This is a genomic window from Olivibacter jilunii (assembly GCF_900607235.1).
Lineage (GTDB): Bacteria > Bacteroidota > Bacteroidia > Sphingobacteriales > Sphingobacteriaceae > Olivibacter > Olivibacter oleidegradans.
This window is the reverse complement of sequence record NZ_LR027854.1, coordinates 231,565-250,761: the sequence shown is the minus strand read 5'-3', so window position 1 is coordinate 250,761 and position 19,197 is coordinate 231,565. Positions and strand designations below refer to the sequence as shown.

Here is a 19,197-nt window from a genome sequence, read left to right as displayed (position 1 = left end):
GAAAGCGAAAATGAAAAATCGTTTAAATGGATATATGCTGTTGTTTTGCGTGACGGTTTCGGTAAGCGTCGCGAAGGCACAATACACTCTTAAAAAAGACTTTATCGAAAAGAATCTAAATGAAGCGATAAAGCAAATAGACTATTTAGGTTCTAACACTCCAGGCGAAAAACTTCCACGAACTTATGAAGCAGGGAAATCAATATCATCCGGTACGGGATGGTGGACCTCGGGATTTTATCCAGGTACACTTTTGTATTTATATGAGTACAGCGGTAACGAGGAACTCCTGGATAGAGCAAAACAGAAGTTGAAATTACTGGAAAAGGAAAAAAACAACACGACTACCCATGATTTAGGCTTTATGCTCTATTGCAGTTTTGGTAATATTTTACGCCTTACCGGGGATAGTAGTGCTTACAAGGACGTTCTTTTGACCGGAGCCAATTCGTTAATTAGCCGCTTCAATCCTGTTACTAAAACAATCCGTTCGTGGGAGGGGTGGACTTATCCGGTAATCATCGATAATATGATGAACCTCGAATTTCTGACGCAAGCCAGTAAAATTAGCGGTGAGAAAAAATATCAAGATATTGCCATTACCCATGCCAATACCACGATGAAAAATCATTATCGTAACGATATGAGTTGTTATCATGTAGTAGATTACAATCCGCAAACAGGCGACATCGTGGCAAAAAAAACAGCGCAAGGTGCCTTTGATGAATCAGCATGGGCACGTGGGCAAGCTTGGGGTTTGTATGGTTATACAATGATGTATCGGGAAACCAAACGGAAGGAATACTTGCAATTTGCGGAGAAAATCGCAACATATATCCTAAATCATCCAAATATGCCGGATGATGGCGTACCTTTTTGGGATTTTAATGCGCCTGATTTGCCGGCAAGCAGCCCATATGCCAGTCAATATAAGCAGTATCGTGATGCTTCTGCCGCAGCTATTATCGCTTCAGCCTTACTGGAGCTGAGCACTTATGTCAAGAATACCAAGGCGAAGGAGTATGTAAATGCAGCTGAGAAGATGCTCGTCAGTCTTTCATCGGATTCCTATAAAGCTCCTATTGGAAGCAACGGCGGTTTTATTTTGATGCACAGTGTCGGCTCTATACCTCATAAGAGTGAGATCGATGTGCCCTTAACCTACGCAGATTACTATTATGTAGAGGCCTTGCTTAGATACCGAAATTTGTTAAGGAATTAAGACGAAGGGGAGGAAAATCCCTCCCCTTAGCTTGTTAACGCGAAAGTCATTTGTCTACAATTGCCCTAAAAGTTAGGTTAATCCTTGCTTCAACTAATTTTGGCACCTTGGGTAAGCTATGTTGCCAATGATCTTGTATGGTACCTTTCATGACCAGAAGACTTCCCGGCAATAAATGGATTTTAACACGTAGTTTTCGATCTCGATAATGCCGGAACAGAAAAGGTCGCGATGCTCCAAAGCTTAAGGATGCAATGGTTGGATTCTTGCCCAATGACTTTTCGTTATCTCGATGCCAGCCCATGCTATCGGTTCCATTTCGATAATAATTAAGCAATACCGTGCTAAATTTAATATTCAAAAAGGTTTCCACCTTCTCTTTCACAAGTAATAGTTCAGGAAACCATTGCTGCGGTTTCATCGTTATGCCCGAATAACTATACGGTTTGTAGGTATCGCCGTAAAGAGCCGTCAGACGCGGTTGCAAGATCTCTTTACCCATAATTTTAACAGGCTCCTGACGCCAAGTTGTTTTTTGTTTAAGTACATCAAATAGATGATGCTCTTCTGATCGCGTGAAGAAATTTTCATAGAAATAAACTTCTCCATCCTTTGGCAATAAATTTCCATGCATAGTCTATGGTTTATTTCTCTACCTGAAGTTCCGCCCGAACAGCTTCCCAGCCAATAATCGCTTGCTTTCTCGAACTCCCCCAATGATAATTGCCTGTGTCTCCGGTTGATTTAATTACACGATGACAAGGTATCAACAAGGCTACCGGATTCGCCCCAACGGCACTTCCTACTGCTCGTGAAGCTAGCTTGTTGCCAGTTCGTTCAGCCAATTGGGCATAAGTAGTAAGCGTGCCTGTGGGAACTTGCAAAAGTGTTTCCCAAACTTTAATCTGGAATGGGGTGCCTTTTAAATGTAATTTAATCTCTTTTATTTTGCTCCAATCTTGATCAAAAATAAAGAGTGCATGCTGCTGGAAATTGTCAACCAGCTGCTGATAGCGTGCATTTGGAAAGGTAGATCTCAAGGTATCAAATCCGATACCCCTTCCTTCATCTGCAAATGCCATATAACAGATTCCTTTATGCGTAGAAGCCACGATGATATTACCAAATGGACTCTCGGCAAAACTATAATTGATCGTTAGCGAAGCACCACCATTTTTATACTCGCCAGGTGTCATCCCTTCGATGTTTATAAAAAGATCATGTAATCGGCCAGTACCTGAAAGTCCGCTTTCGTATGCAGTGTCGAATAGCGTCGAGCAATTTTCCTTAAGCATATTTTTGGCATGCTCAATCGTAAGATATTGTATGAATTTTTTAGGCGAAACTCCTGCCCAATCCTGAAACATTCGCTGAAAATGGAATGGACTCAAGTGGACATGTTCGGCGATTTGTTCCAAACTCGGTTGGCTTTTGAAGTGTTCCTTGATAAATGCAATGGATGCTGCGATCCTATTAAAATCTATTTGCTGTTGCGTTTCCATAAACAATCTATTTTCTTCAAAAGTAGTCAAAGCCAACCGGTGACGAAACCCGAATCTTGCGCGTTTAATAAAATTCAAAAGTAGAAATTCAAGACTAGAAAATCAGAAAATTCAGCGCATAATGCGATGTTATTTATCAAGGTGTTGCTTGAAGAATAAAATATTTCGGTTCAACACGTCCTGCATGGGGGTTGGTTGAATAGTTTCATACCAAGGGTGTTTTCGTCCAAAAACATGATCGGATGAAACGGTTACCATAACCGCTCTGCCATTGGCTTCTTTTAAGTTGTATGCATGATTTAAAGGTACGTTTATATCTTCGGTACCATGACAAATCATCCAGGGGATATTGATAGAGGAGGCAGCTTTTATAATATCCAATCGTGTGCCATTATTTAAATAATCCTCATACAATTGGTAATTTAGTGGCATTTTTTGTCTTGTACGACCATTTACATAATAAGCAACACCCGTTTGTTTCCAATCGCTTATTTTTTCTTTTGGCCAATCGCCCCAGGGTGTTTTACAGAAGGCAATTGCCGACCAGGTTACGAGTGCTTTGATCCGAGCGTCTTCTGCCGCCTTGATCACACTGATGCCACCGCCCATACTATGGCCGATTAAGCCGATGCTTTTTTTGTCGATGCAACGTCCATATGGATTGCAGTTATTTTGGACCCAATCTATTACCTGTTCAAGATCATGCAATTGCTTGGTGTAGTTGTTTTCACTAAAAGCAGTTAAATCAACAAAATTCTCCGGTTGATCCGGCGAGGTGCCATTGTGAGAAAAATTAAACTTTATAAAGGTAAAGCCGGAAGCAAGGAATTGTTCAGCGATCAGATCGAAGTTGCCCCAGTCTTTGAAGCCGTTGAAACCATGTGCATATATAATGGCGGGTTGATAAGGCCTTGATTCGTTGAAAAAAATATCAAGAACAATAGGCCTATTATTACTACCTCTGATCATTATATTTTTCACTTTTGCCATGAGCCCCCCTTTTAATCCTATAAAGTTACGAAAATTGTGATTAAAGCGGGTAGGCGTTGAGGTGTGGTGAATAAAGTTAGGCAAGAGAATTAGGTCGCTTTACGCCTAATTACCTTAGAAATCCCTGAAATCAGTTAGTTATTAACCATATCCTTTCTCTACTTTTGTTCTGCATAGTAAAAAGAGAAATGACCTTAAAAAATCGATGCCTATATGTGCTGCTTTTTTTTAGCACAATTAGTTTGAGTGCTTGTTTTGAAGTGATTGAAGAGATCAACGTTCATAAAAATGGTTCGGGAAATATGACGGTCACATTAAATTTGAGTCAAAGCAAGACAAAGCTTTCGTCTGTGATGCTATTGGATAGCATAAACGGTTATAAAGTTCCGGATAAGGTTCAAATCCAACGAAATCTAAACGAAGCCGTTGCGATACTGAAAAAAACGCCGGGAATAAGTAGTGTTAAGCATCGGGTAGATTTTGAGAATTTTATTGCCTTTGTCAGTTTTTCTTTTGAAAAAGTAGATAATCTGAATCATCTCAGTAAAATCATTTATGAGAAATTAAAGATAAAACCCACTGGAAAGTCTTTATACAATTTCGATACGAGAACACAATTGTTTTCCCGCAACTATACTTATGCACAGGAGGCCAAAAGTGCTTATATGAAGCTTAAAGAAGCTGATAAGCAGGTGTTTAAGAATGCTTTATATACCTGTATTTATCGTTTTGATAGCGTTGTTAAGCAATCAACCAACAAACAAGCAAAACTATCAGGTACAAAGAAAGCGGTTATGCTTCACACTTCTATATTGGACTTGATCAACGGCAGGGCCAATATTACCAATCAAATACAATTAGTTAATAATTGAGAACAAAAATATGCAGAGAACTAAACTTTTATTGAGCTTTCTAAGCCTATTCTTTTCACATAATATAATAGCACAACGGCTTGCTCCGAGGATTCCGAAAGACGCTTTCGTAGTGGCGACTATTAATGGGCGCAATTTTTTTGATTTGATAGGTATCGATCAATTTAATCGGTCGAAAATAGGACAGGCACTGATTGCCAAATTGAATAAAACAAATAATGGCAATCTACAGGGATTGGAAGATTTAGGTTTTAACCTAAATGCGCAGGTATATATTTATAGCACCAAAACAGATAGTATACGTTACTACGGTATGTCAATCCCCCTTAGGAGTAGTACTAAGGTGGGAGACTTCCTGAAAACTCTTGGTCAGCCCCAAAAGCTTCAGAATGGTCATTGGATTTTAGATCTTAACGAAAAAAAACAATTGTTGATCTGGAATGAGCAAACTCTTTATTTACTTAGCGGAGAGTTGCGAAACAGTTTTTTTGAAGATGAAAAGACTGCTGAAAAATACGGAATAGTAAATAAAAAATTAAGTGATGAATATGATGAAGCTGCGCTTGATCCGGCACCCTTAATGGACTCAGTGGATGTCGAGTGGGACGCTGTTGATTCTTTGAATAAAGATGACTTCCCCTTGGATTCAACTGCTGTAGACAGTTATAATTTGGCCCCACCTGTGGCAGAACATGAAATAGCTGATGCGGCTCGCGACTCAATGTACGATGCTTACTATGCAAGTATTGCGGCAGATGATTCGATAAAAAGCAGATTGTTGAAAGAATGGCTGTATCAGGAGGCTGTACGATTGGTCGAATCGCAAGAAGCATTCGGTAATCCGTCTTTTAAAAAATCGTATCGGAAAAATGCAATGGCAAGTCTTTGGCTTAGGGATATCAATGAACTCTATCAAGATTTGCTGCCTGGTGTGCATAGCGCTTATGCTTCTCTTCTGGGGGTAAAGACTGAAAAAGTTGGCACTGGCTTTGAAAGCGCTAATGTTTATTTAACCTTTGATAAGAACACTGCAACACTTGATGGCTCCATAGGGCTTTCGAATAACCTTGCCGAAGCCTACCGTAGGATATATAATCGGAAACTGAATAAAAGGTTCTTTAAATATTTGAGCAAAGATGCCATTGCCTATACATCAGTAGCAATTAATACAGAGAATTACTTAAAAGAGCTGCCAATATTAATGCAACAATATTACGGTAATTTGCTTGGCCGATATGAAAAGGAAATAGATCTAGGGTCTTCTATATTTTCACTTTTACTAGACGAAAAAGCGATTGGCAAAGCAATTAAGGGTGATGGTATCTTCGCTTTAACTGCTATAAAAGAACAGGAAGTGAAATATACGACCTACGAGTATGACGAGGATTATAATTCCGTTGAGGTTGAAAAGACTAAAAAAGAGAGTATACCCGCATTTTTGGCTATGTTTTCTTCTACTGATATGAACCTGTTCAAAAAAGCACTTGCCCTTGGGGTTGCTAGGGCCAAACTGACGGAGAATGAGGGTATTTATACAATTAGCGGACTAAAAGGGCCGCTGGAAGTTCATGTTTTATTAAAGGACGGTATCATATTCTTTGGTACGGCACTAGATGATTTACGGAACATTCAATACAATCGATATGAAAGTGACTTATCTTCCAAACACAAAAAATTGCTGAACGATAATAAGTTTACTCTTATTTTCAATAGTAAAAAAATGGTGAAGGCAATTAATTCGTTGGAGATACCCGCCACCAAACAAGCCTTGGCGCTACAAGACAAAATTCAGGGCTTAGGCGACTTTTATTTTACTTCAAAGGGTGTTAAAGGTAAAAAAATGGTTGGCAGCTTCCGGGCCGAACTTCCAGGCTCGAAGAGAAATGCCTTACAATATATATTGGATGTAGTCGAAAGTACGGCTTTTAGACCTTAATTTATTAGTAAGTTTGGGTATGAAGAAAAAAGTACTGATCGGTGTGTTGGCTATTCTTGGCGTGGGATTAACATGTTGCGGTTATTTGGTATATCGTCAAAAGCAATCTTACCAACAGTACATCCCAAAAAATGCGTCCACTTTGTTTCGTGTAAATGTGGATGCATTATTACGGTCAATAGCTTGGAATGCGGTTTTAAATCCCGGATATTATTTTGACTCAGATAAGAAAAAGCACAAGAAATCTTTTGATTTAGGAGATTCGGGACTCCATATTCCGGCTAATATCTTTTTCTTTACGATAGAGCCTGATGACGCCACATTTTTCTCGGTATTCAGTATCGATGACTTCGATGAACTTCAATGTTATACGAAAAACATATTAGGTATTTCGAAACTTCAGACTGTGGATTCACTTGTTTTCCAAGGAACTGCATTTAACGGAAAATTATGCTTGATGTTCACAAAAGACCGGTTAGCACTTTGTGTCTCGGCTTCCAAGGTAGAGAAATTCAACCTGCTTCGGAGCCTTATCCGGCAGGAGGGGAGCATGACAACTGTTGAGCAGTCGCCTTTTTACGAAGCAATTAAAACACAACATGAGCTGGTCTATACAGACGGCGCTTCGATTATAGATGCGGATTTTGGACGGGGATCCTTATCACTTAGTGGAGATATCAAAACGGCTTTGGTTAAAGGTGTAAAGCGCTTATATCCAAAGCAATTTGAATCGAATAGCTTAATCAAATTCTGGCTAGCAGCAGACATTACGCCGCTATTGGCGCGGCAACGAAAATTTTTTGAAAAACATCACATCCCTGTCGATACCTTATTACGCTATTACGGAACTTATATGGATCTGGAATGGAAAAAGAATCTTACTCTTCAGCAGGATACGATTATTACTTACGACTATAATGACAATTTCGAAAGGGTAGAGCAGCGAGTAGTTCGCAAAGAACGTGTCCCCGAAATCTATCTTTCGTTTCAAGCATCACCCCATTTAGCAAATTATCTCCCGAAACAACTTTTTTATAAGTTTCAGCACGAAAGCCGAGCTGATCGTTTGTTCTTTGGCACGGGCAGAAAATACCAACAAAGTAATCGTGATCATCTTTCCAATGATTTTTTTTATTTATATATAGACAGTAAAGGTTTGAGGAATCAAGGAAACTATCCGTTGTTACCCCCATCTTTTAAGCGTCTTGAAAAAATGGAATTTAGCGCTCAAAAGTTGGCTGATGAGCATATTCATCTAGACGGAAAATTGCATTTTGAAAATAGCTCAGTCAATGGCCTGGTACAATTGCTTCGGGGTAATTAAATTAAACCTTTCGCAGCCTATCCGTCTCTCTATCTTGCGCGAAGTCTTTTTTCAGCAGATATAATACCGCAAGGGCTGCTAGCAGCAAGAGGAGTGTCATTGAGGCAATCAACTGCTTCTTTGTACTTGGAAATATCGTATTTAATTGCATAATCAACGATATCAGTGATAAACCAATGCCCGACCCAAAAAAATAAGACGTAGTGTTGACGCCTGAGGCCACGCCCTGGTGGTCAACAGGGATTTGATTTAATGCCATAACGGTTAAGCTGGGGATTGATATGGCCATGCCCGCACCTGTTACGCAGGCAATCGAAAATACCAAATAAACAAATAAATGATAATGCATGCTGACGATTAACAGTAATGCTCCAAAAAACATCAATGACATTCCTAATCTGGCGATACGAATAATTTTAAAACGTTTGATTAAACAGGGCAATAGAAACCTGGATATCAAAGCGGAACCGACGCTAAAAGGAAAGAGTAGTAAGCCCGCCTTGGCAGCTGAAAATCCCAAAATTTCCTGTAGATAAAAGGAAAGAACAAGTAAATAGCTGAGAAAAAAAGATCCCAGTAGAAAAATTGCTTTATTGCCTATTTGTACATTGCGGCCCTTAAGTAGTGCAAAGTTTATTAAGGGATTTTTGTGATGTCGGGATCTTTTTATAAAATACACTAGGCTTAAAGTTATTAAGCTTAGCAATACAATAACCTGAATTGGTTTGTAGATAAGCGTTGGAATCGCGTGTATAAAATACGAAAGAAGAACAATGCAAAAAGATAGTATGATACCCGATAAAAAATCCGGTGGGATCGTATCGGTTGTTTGGGTGTCCGATTCCAATATGATAAAGGCTAGGATCAAGCTCATACTTATAATGGGAACGTTTATAAAAAAGATCCATTGCCACCCTAAGGAAGAAGCAATGATGCCGCCTAACGACAACCCACAGCCCGATCCAATGGCAGCGAACGAACTGAATATACCCAGCGCTTTGCTTCTAGCAGCCTCAGTTACAAATGTATTTGTAATGATTGCCATGGCGGACGGCATGAGAAGGGCCGCACCTAAGCCTTGGATGGCCCGAAAAAAAAACAAGAATTCGAAGGAGTTTGCTTTGCCCGCGCCAATAGAGGTTATTAGAAATAACAAAGCACCGGACATAAAAACTTTCTTTCTTCCCCAAATATCCGCGAGCTTACCGCCTATAATTAGAAATCCGCCGTATAGAAGAACATAAATGGTTTGCAGCCATTGTGATTGCTCTTCTTTTAGATGAAAGTGTTTTTGTATTAGAGGGAGCGCAAGATTCATGATGGCAAGGTCCAAAGCTTCTAGAAAAACTGCTGAACAGGCAATAAATAATATAATCGAATTTTTGTTTTTCATAAGCAGTGTTCTGATGCAAAAGTATGTGTTTTAAATTTTAAGTTGTTTTAATTGTTACTTTTGGGTAAATTTTCTGTTTTATTTGCTATATATAGAATATTGATCTTTTAATATGTCGTTTACTTAATGGAAAAAGAACAAGGCGCGAAAGCATCGGTAAATTTGGATGCAAAGGATTATGAGATATTGAAACTTTTGCAGGAAAATGCAAAGTTGACAATTCGAGAGATAGCACATAAGATTCATTTGAGTGCTACGCCCGTTCATGAGCGGATAAAACGCCTGGAACAGAACGGGGTTATTAAACGGTATACTGCTTTGTTAAATCATCGTGCTCTGGGAGAAAGTTTAACAGCCATTTGCTACGTTTCGTTAAAAGAGCACACCAAAAAGGCTGGCGCTCTTTTCGTTCAGGCCATTGCTGGCTTAGAAAGGGTCATCGAGTGTTATAATATCTCAGGCGAGTTCGATTTTATGCTGAAAGTCATTGCATCAAATATGGCGGACTATCACCGTTTTCATGTTGATGCATTAAGCGAAATACCGGGAGTTGGTAATATTCAAACAGTGTTTGTGATGGACGTTATTGTAGAACGGGAACGCCTACTCGTAAACAGCTTCATGTAATCAGACATCTTTAGTTTTTGTGTCTAATTTTTTCTTCAAATAGTCAACAAAGGAAGGGCTTACTTTATCTTCTTCCATATTACTTAACTCCAGCTCAAGGGCTGTTGTACTTTTCTGTATTTCAATCAATGAAATAATAAGTGATATAGTAAAGAAAATTAAACTGAGTCCGAAAAGCAGTTCGGCCCAAAACAACCATTTCAAAAATATGAATAGCATACATACAACACAGGCTACAAAGCTTAAAACACCATAGGCCTGCATATATTTAATCAAGCGTAATCGGTAGCGTAGATTTTTTATTTGACCATGAATGACACCACTTCGATTGTTTTCGAGATATTTGGCATGTAAACTTCTCACTAAGCTGGCAAGCGCTAAAAAGCGATTTGTGTACGCTAACATAATCAGGCTGATAGCTGGAAACAGCAGGGCGGGTGTGGTGATCGTAATCATTATTATTGTGTTTTTTTCTATACTAAATTGCAGGCTTATTGTTTTATAAGCCTTGACTCCTCTAAATCTAGATTGTGTTCCAATTGCCTAATGACATGATCATCATACTTTTTCTCTTTACGTAATTTATTAAGTCCTTCTCTTCGATGGGTGATTAGTTCCAACATGATCCGTCTGTATAACATCCGAACAGAAATCAGTTTTTCTTTCTTCTCCTGTTCTTGCAACGAGCTTTCGGTGGCGTCGATACTACGCTGTAGCTGTTCCTTGATTCGTGCGATGGTGGGATGTTCTTCCATCTCACGATCATACTTCCTGTCAAGATATTTGATACTTGATTTGGCCAATTGAAGACGAATGGCTTCCAACTGATCTTCCGTTGGAACATATTCATCTATCTCTTCAATCTTTAAAAGTTTTAGAAAAAAGGGCAAAGTAAGTCCTTGGAAAACCAAGGTGATAAGGATGACTACAAAAGTAATGAATAAAATGAGGTTGCGATGAGGAAAAGCTTCACCATTTTCAAGTGTAAGTGGTATAGCTAATGCAGAAGCCAACGATACTACGCCACGCATGCCTGCCCATCCGATGGCAAAGGGCAATTTAAAGCCGGGGCTTGTTTCTTTATCGCGTATTCTTTTGCTGACAAGGCGGGGTATAAAAGCAGCTAAATAAACGAGTGTAAGACGGAGTAAAATTACGACGGCACTAATAATTAGCGCATATTGAATCGCCTCTTTCTTAGAATAACCCTCTAATCCATTTACGATCACGGGAAGTTCTAAGCCAATTAGAATAAAAACAAACCCATTTAAGAGAAATCCGACAGTAGCCCATACTTCGGTGGCTTGTATCCGCGTATGATAGTTTAGGAAGTCTTTGGATCGAAAAGACAAGAACAGACCGCCACTTACCACGGCTAGGACGCCCGACCACTCAAAGGATTCGGCCACAAGGTACATGAGGTAAGGAGCTATTAATGTGATTGGTGTAGTTATATTGGACGATTTTGCTAAGTAGCGAAGCACGAAGTACAAGATATGAGCAATGACTAAACCAACAACAACACCCATTATCGATAACGTAGCAAATTCCAGAAGGGCTTCCTGCAATATAAAATGTCCGGTTAGAACAGCCGCTAAGGCAAAGCGAAATACCGTTAATGATGCTGCATCATTTACAAGGCTTTCTCCTTCAAGAATAGCAAGACCTCTTTTAGGCATGGTAACTCCTTTTAACACGGAGGTAGCAGCTACGGCATCAGGAGGTGAAATGATGCCCCCTAATAAAAAACCCATGGCAAGTGTGAAGCCAGGGATAGTCATAACAGAAATATAGGCGACAGCCAGAGAGGTGAATAGTACTAAACCAAAGCCAAGTAAACCAATGGAACGTCTCCACTTCCAAAACTCATTCCAAGAGGTATACCACGCTGCTTCGAAAAGCAAAGGTGGTAAGAAAATCAGAAATACCAAATCCGGGTTGATGCTTATCGCCCGTACGCCGGGAATAAAACAAATTCCCAAGCCACCGATAACTAATAAGATAGGATAGGAAATTTTTAGGCGTTGACTTAACAAGTACAACATGGCCATGGCGAAAAATAAAGCCAATACTAAAAGCAGTTTCTCATGAATCATGTAGTAAAAATAAAAAGAAATTTCAAGGAAGGTAGGGGATGATGTAAGAACCGTTGATCGGCATGATGCCGCAATCGGATTTATATTGGCGCAAGAAATTCACTTACGCCAATATACGTATCTTCTTAATGCAAGCTTATTTCTTTCGGAAATTTATCGGCAATTAAATTTAGATTAATATTGTGCTCTAAGTAAGCTTTTAATCCATCTAAAACGGTGGTGAAACCGCCTGTATTGTCATTCACCGCCTGTACCAATTCGTTCCCTGTCTGCGGGAATCCGTAGTTTTTAATAACAACGTAAGTCCTGTTTTCATCGATCGCCGTAAAAAGAAAATCTACGGTTGTTGCGGGCTCGTTCCATACAATGGATATTTTCTCGTTTTTAATTAATTCTTTTACCGTAACATCGCTTGAAACGTTGTACATTTCCCATTCCCAAGTAACAGTCTTTCCCACTTCTAACGGTCCGCTCGCTTTCGTAAACCAAAAGTTCTTAGTGATAGCCGGATCAATGAAAGCTTGGTAAACTGCTGAAACAGGTCTTCTTATAAGCATCTGGACTTCAACTTGCGCTCTTTGATTTTCCATAACGTTTTTATCTATAATTCGGTTAATATTTCAGTATACTCCTTTTCCATTTGGTTATGTACACCCCAAAAACCTGCCGGTTCGCGTCTTTCCAATCGAGCAACAAGAATGCCAAGATGGGTATGCCAACCGCTAGCTACGCTGATGCGTGCTTCGACAGCTTCTAAGTGACGATGGGTTAATACTAATAATATCTTTTTTTCTTGTTTGTGAAGTTCGAACGTCACTTCCGAACCATCTCCCCATGTAAAAGTCAATAGATAGGGTGGTGTACACTGAATTACCGTGCCACTGAAGCTATTGCCGTGTTCATAACACTTATATTTGTCGGGAGGTGTCTCTTGATAGGATGATAGATTGGCGTGAACAAAATGTAAATTGACCTTACCGCCAACTTTTAAGTCCATTTCGCCGCTGGCCAGCCACTTTTCTCTTTTATCAGATTCAGTAATGTAAGCCCATACACGTTCAATGGGGCCTGGCAGTAAACGCTCAAAGCGAATAGTGCCTGGCGCAATGATTTTTCCATAATTTTCCATATTCGTATCATTTTTGTTTTAATTCTTTTTTACCAATTGAGCATCCTGCCTAACTTGATATCATAGGTTCTAGATAAGAAGACAGCTAGATCCAAATCATAGACTAATGAGCGCTGCTCGTGTTCATTTTTTTAGAGATCTATTCGTTGTTTAAAAGATCCTCTAATGTATCCAAGCGATCATTCCAGAACGTACGATACTTTTCTACCCACTCCGATACCTCTTTTAATGAACGCAAATTTGCGTTACAAAAGCGCTCCCTGCCTTTCTGATGAATTGTTATCAAGCCACATTCAGTAAGAATGCGGATATGCTTTGAGACGGCCGGCCGGCTAATGTCAAAACGGTCAGCCACCGTATTCAAATTAAGTGGCTGTTTAGCTATCAATTGAATAATTGCACGTCTAGTAGGATCGGCTATTGCCTGAAATACATCTCGTCTAGTTTCCATGTGTTTATTTATATGTAACCATTTGGTTTCAAATTTAAAAAGAAACCAAATGGTTACCAAATGTTTTTTACTTTTTTACTGATTATTTTTGTTTTGACGGATGCAATGTAATAACAGACGATCTATATATTCGTTTTTTACCCTTAGAATGTCGCTTTTCTACCCGGTTAGCTATCCGATTACCTCCTACCTTTGTAATAAACACATTGGATTATGTTAGTTGACAAAAAGAAGTTGTCGAATTCATTAAAGAAAACGTTCGACACGTTTATAGAATCGATCTCAAAGTTCGATCGTCAGGAAATCAATCACCAACGGAATATGGGTGAATGGACAGCGGGACAAGTGGCCGATCATGTCATTAAGGCTACTGGCGGTTTACCTGATAGCCATGTAGAGAAGCCAGTACGCGAAGTGGACTTATATGTGAAATCCTTACAAGATATTTTCCTAAACTTTGAGATAAAAATGGAGTCGCCGGATTTTATTTACCCGGAAAATGGACCTTTTAATAGAGATGAATTGATAACCGATCTTGAACTTAACAAGCAGCGATACGTTGATATTATTCAGAATGAAGACCTGAGGGTCGTATGTTTAGATTTTGAATTTCCAACTTATGGCTTTCTTACACGTTACGAATGGTTGATGTTTATACAGTTCCATACCCAGCGACATAACCATCAATTGATGCAAATATTTAAGGGCCTTTGACAAAAAGGCGCTAAGCTATTCATTAGCGATAGGTTAGCGCAATGAAATTACGGATTACGAAGATACCAGTCACGTATAATCACTTTAATAGATGAATCTTTTTCGTTTACGAGCTGCTTATAACTGAATATGTCGCTTTTTCCATTTTGACCTCTATAGTGATAAGGATAGACCATTTTCGGTTTAAATGCAAGGGTGGCTTCGGCAGCTTGCTTAACGGTCATGGTGTAAGGTAAGTTCATGCAGAGGAAAGCAATGTCGATATCCTTTAACTCACGCATTTCCGGAATATCTTCAGTATCTCCGCTTATATAAATACGTTTGTTGCCCAACGTAATAATATAACCATTTCCCCTACCTTTTGTATGAAATGCGTCAGCGGATTCAGGGAGATTATACATAGGTACGGCCTCGATTTTTATATCATTTAGGTCGACAGTTTCACCGTTCTTGATCAGATGCGATTGTTTTCTTAACTCGTCCGGCAATTGCTCGGCAACAACAGGGGGAACAATGAGTATTGATCTCGAAAGATCAAGATTTTTTAGACTGGAAATATTGAAATGATCACCATGTATATCTGTTATAAAAATAAGATCAGGGCTCTTTACTTTATTTAACTTTTCTTTTTCTGTGCTTGGATCAAATAGAAGCGTTTTTTCCTTCCAAGTTATTGCAAAAGTTGCGTGTTCGATAGGGTAAATGGTAATATCGTCAATTTTATCTTGGGCTTTGACCGATCTGAGTGCTGAGAAGCAGATGCATATAAAAAAGATATATTTAATCATTTTGGATTAGCTTTAATTTATTCTAAACTTAGAAAAAATACATGGTATACGCAACTAAACATGCATGCTTTTCTTAATATTAACAACGCGATATCTTAATAAAGGTATAATACTTGCTGTGTACATTTGCATTAGTCGGAATGGAATTTATAAGTTGATGTGTTATGACAAATGTTAGGAGGCAGCCAGTACTACTGGGAAGTTTGATAGATGATGCTTTTAAAATTAAACCTTTACCTGCTCCAAGTGGGAAATGGCCATATAGATTGAAGTTAAAACAAATTCTCCCGGAAATCGATGAACAGACAGCCACCATGAGCTTTCATGTGGTTGGAGATACCGGAAGTATGAAAGAAAGGACATTTCAGCATAAAGTGGCCCGAGAAATGACTAAGCAGCTTCTTGCAAAAAATAACTCGTGTACACCCGTTTTTATGTTGCACATGGGTGACGTCGTATACAATTACGGTGAGGCAAGCGAGTATCCGGCGCAGTTTTTTAGACCATACGAACAGTACCCGGCACCCATATTTGCCTTGGCGGGTAATCATGACGCGGATATCAATCCGGAATCTTCGGAGGGATACGATAGTTTAGAAGCTTTTACACAGGTTTTCTGCGCGAAGACAAGTGACAAAATTGCTTTCTCCGGTGGAAGTAATCGTTTCAGTATGATACAACCTAATGTCTATTGGACTTTGGTTACGCCGCTGGCTAATATCATTTGTTTATATGGGAATGCTACCAAATACGGCTTTATCACAGAGCAGCAAGAAGCATGGTTTATCCAAGAATTATTGTCGGCACACACAGAGCGTCCTAAAAAAGCCATCATTGTTTGTATTCATCAAGCTCCCTACTCGGCTGATACGAATCATGGCTCCAGTTTAAATATGATAACTTTTTTAGAACGCGCATTTCATGCAGCGGGAGTCAAACCGGATCTGGTGCTTAGTGGTCATGTGCATAATTATCAGCGATTTAGTAAACGATACGCCGATGGTTCTGTGATTCCTTATGTAGTATCTGGGGCAGGGGGATACGCTGATCTGCACCGCATAGCTGAACCGGGTAATCCTTTAGTAGTAGATAATTTACCTATTATGAGACAGGTGCAACTTGAAAATTATTGTGATACCCATCACGGTTTTTTAAAGATTACACTTAGCAAGCAAGAAGTAGGTATACTGATTTCATGCGAATATTTTACCTTCCGGCAGGACGCACATGGGGATGAAGCCACATTATTTGAACGTTTCTATGTGCCTGTTAGCTATCCCGAATATCAAGTGTCAATCCATTAGCAAATTCAGGCCTTCTATAGATCGGTTCAGTTTTTTATCCCAAATGGCCTGTTGCGCTCTATTCATCATATGCTCAGTCTCCGCGTCATACCGGAGCTGCATTGCCTGGTATTTATTGGAGACTTTATTAAAAAGAGTAGCGGCCTCCTGCTTATAATGTGAGGTGTATTTTCGTGCATTGAGCCGGCTAATTAATTCATGCTGCATGAGTAAACCTATTTTAAAATGACCCTGTTCATGGTTTAATACTTCGGCGAGTATTTCAGGTGTTTTGATTTTGTCGAATTTTATCCAAGACTCTCTTGGGTTTATATCTAAGAAAACGTGAAACGTGACTTGATAAGAATCTACGCGTTTAAGTGTGGTTGATTGATAGCCGATACGTAATTTCACATGCGATATAAAGGGACTTTTTGGATCCGCTTTGCCTTTAAAATCAGAAATCGTCAATTGACGATATCCTTGGGCGTTTGCTTTATTGCAACTGGATAAAACGGTTGCAAATAATAAGAGTGAAAGTGAGCAGATATATACGAGATTCTTCAACATAAAAAAGAGATCAATTTGCGTATTAAGCAAATGTAGTTAAAGCGCGTTAAACGACAATGATTCGGCCGAATTATAAAAGCAGGTACATATTTCAGCTGCGGCATTGATGACGGATAGCATAACTATGAAATAATAAAAAGGGCAGTAAGATTGAAAGAATAATTTATGAGGTGTGAATATTTTTCTCACTTTTTCTCGTTTTGGAAGTAGGCGATATACAATTGTACTTTAGCTTTCAAATGATAGGAGGTGTATCTCTATCTTTGTGATGAAAAAACTTTTTGCTGTAAATAACTGTAATACTGATTTTTTAGTATTGTCAATACCATTGTCGGAGAGATTTTAATCCAACCGTAGCCCAAAGTAGGTATTTAAATGCCTATTTTAGAGAAGTGTACGCCCGTTATATATAACGGGCGCTTCTCTTTAAAACAAAAAATATATAGATCCAAAACTTAATACATATAGGGCTTTATTGTTTTTTTTCACAATTTTTCACACAAAAACCGCATAGAATCATCATTAAATTATCATTTATATAATTATAACATAAAAAAGTAGAAACTATTATATACTTTTGTACACTCCATCCCAAAGATCCGGATGGATTCGTAGAAAAGTAATTGGACGTTCTGTATCGCGCTGCGATACCACGACATAAGATCTTCTACAGTTACGGTTGGATACTTTTAAGTGTAGAGAACCACCTGCTGATTCGTCAGTAGGTGGATTTTTTATTGAAGCATTTCCAGTTCTTTCAAAATTCTCTTGGTTATCTCTTTCCGGCATTTAGCAAACTGCTTATTTATGGTTTTTCGGTCTTTGATGAGACGAGTAGCGAAAAAATAGACATTTTTTTGCCGTTTTTGCTCTACATAACCAATCCACCAACCGGTATCCTTACCACCGTCTATTGTCCAACCTGTCTTTGCTCTTAATAGATAATTTGCTGTCTCTTCTTCCACCATCATTTTTTTCAGAATCCGGTAAGATCGTCGTGAGAATGGTAGTTTCTCCTCGTAAAGATTGATTAACATCTCAACCTGATTCGCCGGAGAAATGGCAAAAGTCCCATAATTCCAAAAGTCAGGATCATTGATCGACACGTCAGCATTTCCGTAATGGCATTTGATGAGGTAATCTTTGTATGTCGCTTTTCCTACTTTTTTCGCTAATTCCCGATATACCCAGCCTGCAGATACTTTGAAAGCTTCTTCCATATCCATGTTATGATAAATATCTGGCCTATAACCATATTTAACCGTGTCAGTTGAACCGGGCCATGCGACGATTTCTTTTTCGCTTTTTACAACACCGGATTCCAGTAAAATAAGTGTATTCAAGATTTTAAAGGTCGATGCCGGTAATGAAGGTTGATGACTATCTTCAATGTCGCTACTTATCCACTTTTTTTGATTATAGTCGTATATGGTGATACTGCCGGTAATATGGCAATCTTGAAATGGTTTTTGCAGGGATGACTGGCCATATGAAATGTAGAAACAAAAAATCAATATGGATAACGATAGTAGCTTTTTTTTAATCATAAAACGAAATTGGTTAACAACTATCGGATAAAGCGAGAAACGTTCTGCCCGATAGTTGACACACTGTTTTGATGATGACAAAACTAGCCAAATTTCTGACTAAAAGAAAGTAGCATACTCTTCAATTGCCCCTGAAATATGCTAATTCTTAAAAACTTCTTAGAGCTTTCTCAATGTCTCTTCTACGCTTCCGCAGTTAAGCATTTTGTCTCCAAAGTATGGGTTTTTAATACTTTTTGTCGGACTTAACCAGTTGGCACCTTTGTCATTGAAGGCCATGGGACAATGTGCTACATAAAACTCGCCTGTTGCTACACCATGTGTTTTAATAAGTTCTATAAGTGCATTACTTAGTGAAGAGAAAGCGTCTCGCTGGCTGTTAATATTTTCTGCTGATAAAACTTGTGAGGCAGCTTCTTGAAGATCCTTAGCGCCGTCGACATGTTTACCAGCTTCTTCTACTAATAAGCCAGCTTCCTTTGCTTTACTTATGTCGCCGGCAACGAGTGCCTCCTGTAAAGCAAGATAATGAGGATAAAGCGCATCCAATGCCTCATTTTTTGTTTTAGGAGCTTGGGGATTGTCTCTTTCTGCTACTGTTTGATGCTGACTATGATCATTCTCGGTTTTTGATGACTGACTTTCCCCGTTGCAGGAAGCCAGTATAAATAAAGCAGCTAGCGCCGCTATACCAATTTTAAAATCTGTTGTTTTCATATTGTTTTGTTATTTTATTAGTTATTAAAATAGATC

At 38.9% G+C, this 19,197-nt stretch carries 20 protein-coding genes; 7 read left to right on the top strand and 13 right to left on the bottom strand.

The window, feature by feature from the left end:
• Window positions 1-10: 10 nt before the first annotated feature.
• Window positions 11-1,222, top strand: coding sequence for a glycoside hydrolase family 88 protein (locus tag E0E36_RS21120; RefSeq protein ID WP_130857638.1), 1,212 nt, complete (start codon window positions 11-13; stop codon window positions 1,220-1,222).
• 46 nt (window positions 1,223-1,268) lie between these two features.
• Here the strand turns inward: E0E36_RS21120 and E0E36_RS21115 are convergent, their stop codons facing one another.
• From E0E36_RS21115 to E0E36_RS21105, 3 genes are all read right to left on the bottom strand, one after another.
• A complete protein-coding gene (locus E0E36_RS21115; protein WP_130857637.1) occupies window positions 1,269-1,856 on the bottom strand; it encodes an alpha-ketoglutarate-dependent dioxygenase AlkB family protein in 588 nt (195 codons plus the stop codon).
• Window positions 1,857-1,866: 10 nt separating this feature from the next.
• Window positions 1,867-2,724, bottom strand: a complete 858-nt coding sequence (locus E0E36_RS21110) for a methylated-DNA--[protein]-cysteine S-methyltransferase (protein WP_013666051.1) — start codon at window positions 2,722-2,724, stop codon at window positions 1,867-1,869.
• A gap of 129 nt (window positions 2,725-2,853) precedes the next feature.
• Window positions 2,854-3,714 (bottom strand): alpha/beta hydrolase family protein, encoded by an 861-nt coding sequence (locus tag E0E36_RS21105; protein ID WP_130857636.1) that lies wholly within the window; start codon window positions 3,712-3,714, stop codon window positions 2,854-2,856.
• A gap of 188 nt (window positions 3,715-3,902) precedes the next feature.
• Here E0E36_RS21105 and E0E36_RS21100 point away from each other — a divergent pair, with 188 nt between their 5' ends.
• Genes E0E36_RS21100 through E0E36_RS21090 form a run of 3 tightly spaced genes read left to right on the top strand, consistent with a single transcriptional unit; the run spans window position 3,903 to window position 7,846 of the window.
• The gene (locus E0E36_RS21100) at window positions 3,903-4,586 is read left to right on the top strand and encodes a hypothetical protein (protein WP_130857635.1); all 684 of its coding nucleotides are present in this window, start codon (window positions 3,903-3,905) and stop codon (window positions 4,584-4,586) included.
• Window positions 4,587-4,596: 10 nt separating this feature from the next.
• Window positions 4,597-6,522 (top strand): DUF4836 family protein, encoded by a 1,926-nt coding sequence (locus E0E36_RS21095; protein ID WP_130857634.1) that lies wholly within the window; start codon window positions 4,597-4,599, stop codon window positions 6,520-6,522.
• A gap of 19 nt (window positions 6,523-6,541) precedes the next feature.
• Entirely contained in the window at window positions 6,542-7,846 is a 1,305-nt protein-coding gene (locus E0E36_RS21090; RefSeq protein ID WP_130857633.1) for a hypothetical protein, read from the top strand.
• 1 nt (window position 7,847) lies between these two features.
• Here E0E36_RS21090 and E0E36_RS21085 read toward each other — a convergent pair whose 3' ends face one another.
• On the bottom strand, window positions 7,848-9,239 hold the full coding sequence (locus tag E0E36_RS21085) for an MFS transporter (protein ID WP_130857632.1): 1,392 nt from the start codon (window positions 9,237-9,239) through the stop codon (window positions 7,848-7,850).
• A gap of 126 nt (window positions 9,240-9,365) precedes the next feature.
• Here E0E36_RS21085 and E0E36_RS21080 point away from each other — a divergent pair, with 126 nt between their 5' ends.
• On the top strand, window positions 9,366-9,866 hold the full coding sequence (locus E0E36_RS21080; RefSeq protein WP_130857631.1) for an Lrp/AsnC family transcriptional regulator: 501 nt from the start codon (window positions 9,366-9,368) through the stop codon (window positions 9,864-9,866).
• Here E0E36_RS21080 and E0E36_RS21075 read toward each other — a convergent pair whose 3' ends face one another.
• The 5 genes from E0E36_RS21075 to E0E36_RS21055 all read right to left on the bottom strand — a co-directional run bounded on the left by E0E36_RS21075 (window position 9,867) and on the right by E0E36_RS21055 (window position 13,542).
• Window positions 9,867-10,322 carry a DUF2721 domain-containing protein gene (locus E0E36_RS21075; RefSeq protein ID WP_013666058.1) on the bottom strand — a complete coding sequence of 152 codons (456 nt, stop codon included), beginning with the start codon at window positions 10,320-10,322 and terminating at the stop codon, window positions 9,867-9,869.
• 35 nt (window positions 10,323-10,357) lie between these two features.
• Complete coding sequence (locus E0E36_RS21070) at window positions 10,358-11,962, bottom strand: Na+/H+ antiporter (protein WP_130857630.1); 1,605 nt, start codon at window positions 11,960-11,962, stop codon at window positions 10,358-10,360.
• Between the two features lie 125 nt (window positions 11,963-12,087).
• The gene (locus tag E0E36_RS21065; protein WP_130857629.1) at window positions 12,088-12,552 is read right to left on the bottom strand and encodes an SRPBCC family protein; all 465 of its coding nucleotides are present in this window, start codon (window positions 12,550-12,552) and stop codon (window positions 12,088-12,090) included.
• Window positions 12,553-12,563: 11 nt separating this feature from the next.
• Window positions 12,564-13,091, bottom strand: a complete 528-nt coding sequence (locus E0E36_RS21060) for an SRPBCC family protein (RefSeq protein WP_130857628.1) — start codon at window positions 13,089-13,091, stop codon at window positions 12,564-12,566.
• 139 nt (window positions 13,092-13,230) lie between these two features.
• Window positions 13,231-13,542, bottom strand: a complete 312-nt coding sequence (locus E0E36_RS21055; RefSeq protein ID WP_165447043.1) for an ArsR/SmtB family transcription factor — start codon at window positions 13,540-13,542, stop codon at window positions 13,231-13,233.
• 213 nt (window positions 13,543-13,755) lie between these two features.
• On the opposite strand from E0E36_RS21055, the gene E0E36_RS21050 reads away from it, so the two are divergent.
• Window positions 13,756-14,256, top strand: a complete 501-nt coding sequence (locus tag E0E36_RS21050; protein WP_013666063.1) for a DinB family protein — start codon at window positions 13,756-13,758, stop codon at window positions 14,254-14,256.
• Window positions 14,257-14,303: 47 nt separating this feature from the next.
• Here E0E36_RS21050 and E0E36_RS21045 read toward each other — a convergent pair whose 3' ends face one another.
• Entirely contained in the window at window positions 14,304-15,044 is a 741-nt protein-coding gene (locus tag E0E36_RS21045) for an MBL fold metallo-hydrolase (protein ID WP_130857626.1), read from the bottom strand.
• A 164-nt stretch (window positions 15,045-15,208) separates the two neighbouring features.
• Between E0E36_RS21045 and E0E36_RS21040 the strand changes: the two genes are divergently transcribed.
• Window positions 15,209-16,348: a metallophosphoesterase family protein gene (locus E0E36_RS21040; RefSeq protein WP_130857625.1), complete on the top strand. Its 1,140-nt coding sequence runs from the start codon at window positions 15,209-15,211 to the stop codon at window positions 16,346-16,348.
• Here the strand turns inward: E0E36_RS21040 and E0E36_RS21035 are convergent.
• The 3 genes from E0E36_RS21035 to E0E36_RS21025 all read right to left on the bottom strand — a co-directional run bounded on the left by E0E36_RS21035 (window position 16,337) and on the right by E0E36_RS21025 (window position 19,161).
• A complete protein-coding gene (locus tag E0E36_RS21035) occupies window positions 16,337-16,897 on the bottom strand; it encodes a DUF922 domain-containing protein (protein WP_130857624.1) in 561 nt (186 codons plus the stop codon). The genes E0E36_RS21040 and E0E36_RS21035 overlap by 12 nt on opposite strands.
• Window positions 16,898-17,631: 734 nt before the next feature.
• Window positions 17,632-18,444 (bottom strand): class D beta-lactamase, encoded by an 813-nt coding sequence (locus E0E36_RS21030; protein ID WP_130857623.1) that lies wholly within the window; start codon window positions 18,442-18,444, stop codon window positions 17,632-17,634.
• A gap of 159 nt (window positions 18,445-18,603) precedes the next feature.
• Window positions 18,604-19,161, bottom strand: coding sequence for a DUF3347 domain-containing protein (locus E0E36_RS21025; RefSeq protein ID WP_130857622.1), 558 nt, complete (start codon window positions 19,159-19,161; stop codon window positions 18,604-18,606).
• Between the last annotated feature and the right edge of the window lie 36 nt (window positions 19,162-19,197).

What these genes read in the sequence shown, in the direction of transcription:
- E0E36_RS21120 (WP_130857638.1), top strand. Translation starts at nt 11, where the DNA reads ATGAAAAATCGTTTAAATGGATATATGCTGTTGTTTTGCGTGACGGTT.
- E0E36_RS21115 (WP_130857637.1), bottom strand. Translation starts at nt 1,856, where the DNA reads ATGCATGGAAATTTATTGCCAAAGGATGGAGAAGTTTATTTCTATGAA.
- E0E36_RS21110 (WP_013666051.1), bottom strand. Translation starts at nt 2,724, where the DNA reads ATGGAAACGCAACAGCAAATAGATTTTAATAGGATCGCAGCATCCATT.
- E0E36_RS21105 (WP_130857636.1), bottom strand. Translation starts at nt 3,714, where the DNA reads ATGGCAAAAGTGAAAAATATAATGATCAGAGGTAGTAATAATAGGCCT.
- E0E36_RS21100 (WP_130857635.1), top strand. Translation starts at nt 3,903, where the DNA reads ATGACCTTAAAAAATCGATGCCTATATGTGCTGCTTTTTTTTAGCACA.
- E0E36_RS21095 (WP_130857634.1), top strand. Translation starts at nt 4,597, where the DNA reads ATGCAGAGAACTAAACTTTTATTGAGCTTTCTAAGCCTATTCTTTTCA.
- E0E36_RS21090 (WP_130857633.1), top strand. Translation starts at nt 6,542, where the DNA reads ATGAAGAAAAAAGTACTGATCGGTGTGTTGGCTATTCTTGGCGTGGGA.
- E0E36_RS21085 (WP_130857632.1), bottom strand. Translation starts at nt 9,239, where the DNA reads ATGAAAAACAAAAATTCGATTATATTATTTATTGCCTGTTCAGCAGTT.
- E0E36_RS21080 (WP_130857631.1), top strand. Translation starts at nt 9,366, where the DNA reads ATGGAAAAAGAACAAGGCGCGAAAGCATCGGTAAATTTGGATGCAAAG.
- E0E36_RS21075 (WP_013666058.1), bottom strand. Translation starts at nt 10,322, where the DNA reads ATGATTACGATCACCACACCCGCCCTGCTGTTTCCAGCTATCAGCCTG.
- E0E36_RS21070 (WP_130857630.1), bottom strand. Translation starts at nt 11,962, where the DNA reads ATGATTCATGAGAAACTGCTTTTAGTATTGGCTTTATTTTTCGCCATG.
- E0E36_RS21065 (WP_130857629.1), bottom strand. Translation starts at nt 12,552, where the DNA reads ATGGAAAATCAAAGAGCGCAAGTTGAAGTCCAGATGCTTATAAGAAGA.
- E0E36_RS21060 (WP_130857628.1), bottom strand. Translation starts at nt 13,091, where the DNA reads ATGGAAAATTATGGAAAAATCATTGCGCCAGGCACTATTCGCTTTGAG.
- E0E36_RS21055 (WP_165447043.1), bottom strand. Translation starts at nt 13,542, where the DNA reads ATGGAAACTAGACGAGATGTATTTCAGGCAATAGCCGATCCTACTAGA.
- E0E36_RS21050 (WP_013666063.1), top strand. Translation starts at nt 13,756, where the DNA reads ATGTTAGTTGACAAAAAGAAGTTGTCGAATTCATTAAAGAAAACGTTC.
- E0E36_RS21045 (WP_130857626.1), bottom strand. Translation starts at nt 15,044, where the DNA reads ATGATTAAATATATCTTTTTTATATGCATCTGCTTCTCAGCACTCAGA.
- E0E36_RS21040 (WP_130857625.1), top strand. Translation starts at nt 15,209, where the DNA reads ATGACAAATGTTAGGAGGCAGCCAGTACTACTGGGAAGTTTGATAGAT.
- E0E36_RS21035 (WP_130857624.1), bottom strand. Translation starts at nt 16,897, where the DNA reads ATGTTGAAGAATCTCGTATATATCTGCTCACTTTCACTCTTATTATTT.
- E0E36_RS21030 (WP_130857623.1), bottom strand. Translation starts at nt 18,444, where the DNA reads ATGATTAAAAAAAAGCTACTATCGTTATCCATATTGATTTTTTGTTTC.
- E0E36_RS21025 (WP_130857622.1), bottom strand. Translation starts at nt 19,161, where the DNA reads ATGAAAACAACAGATTTTAAAATTGGTATAGCGGCGCTAGCTGCTTTA.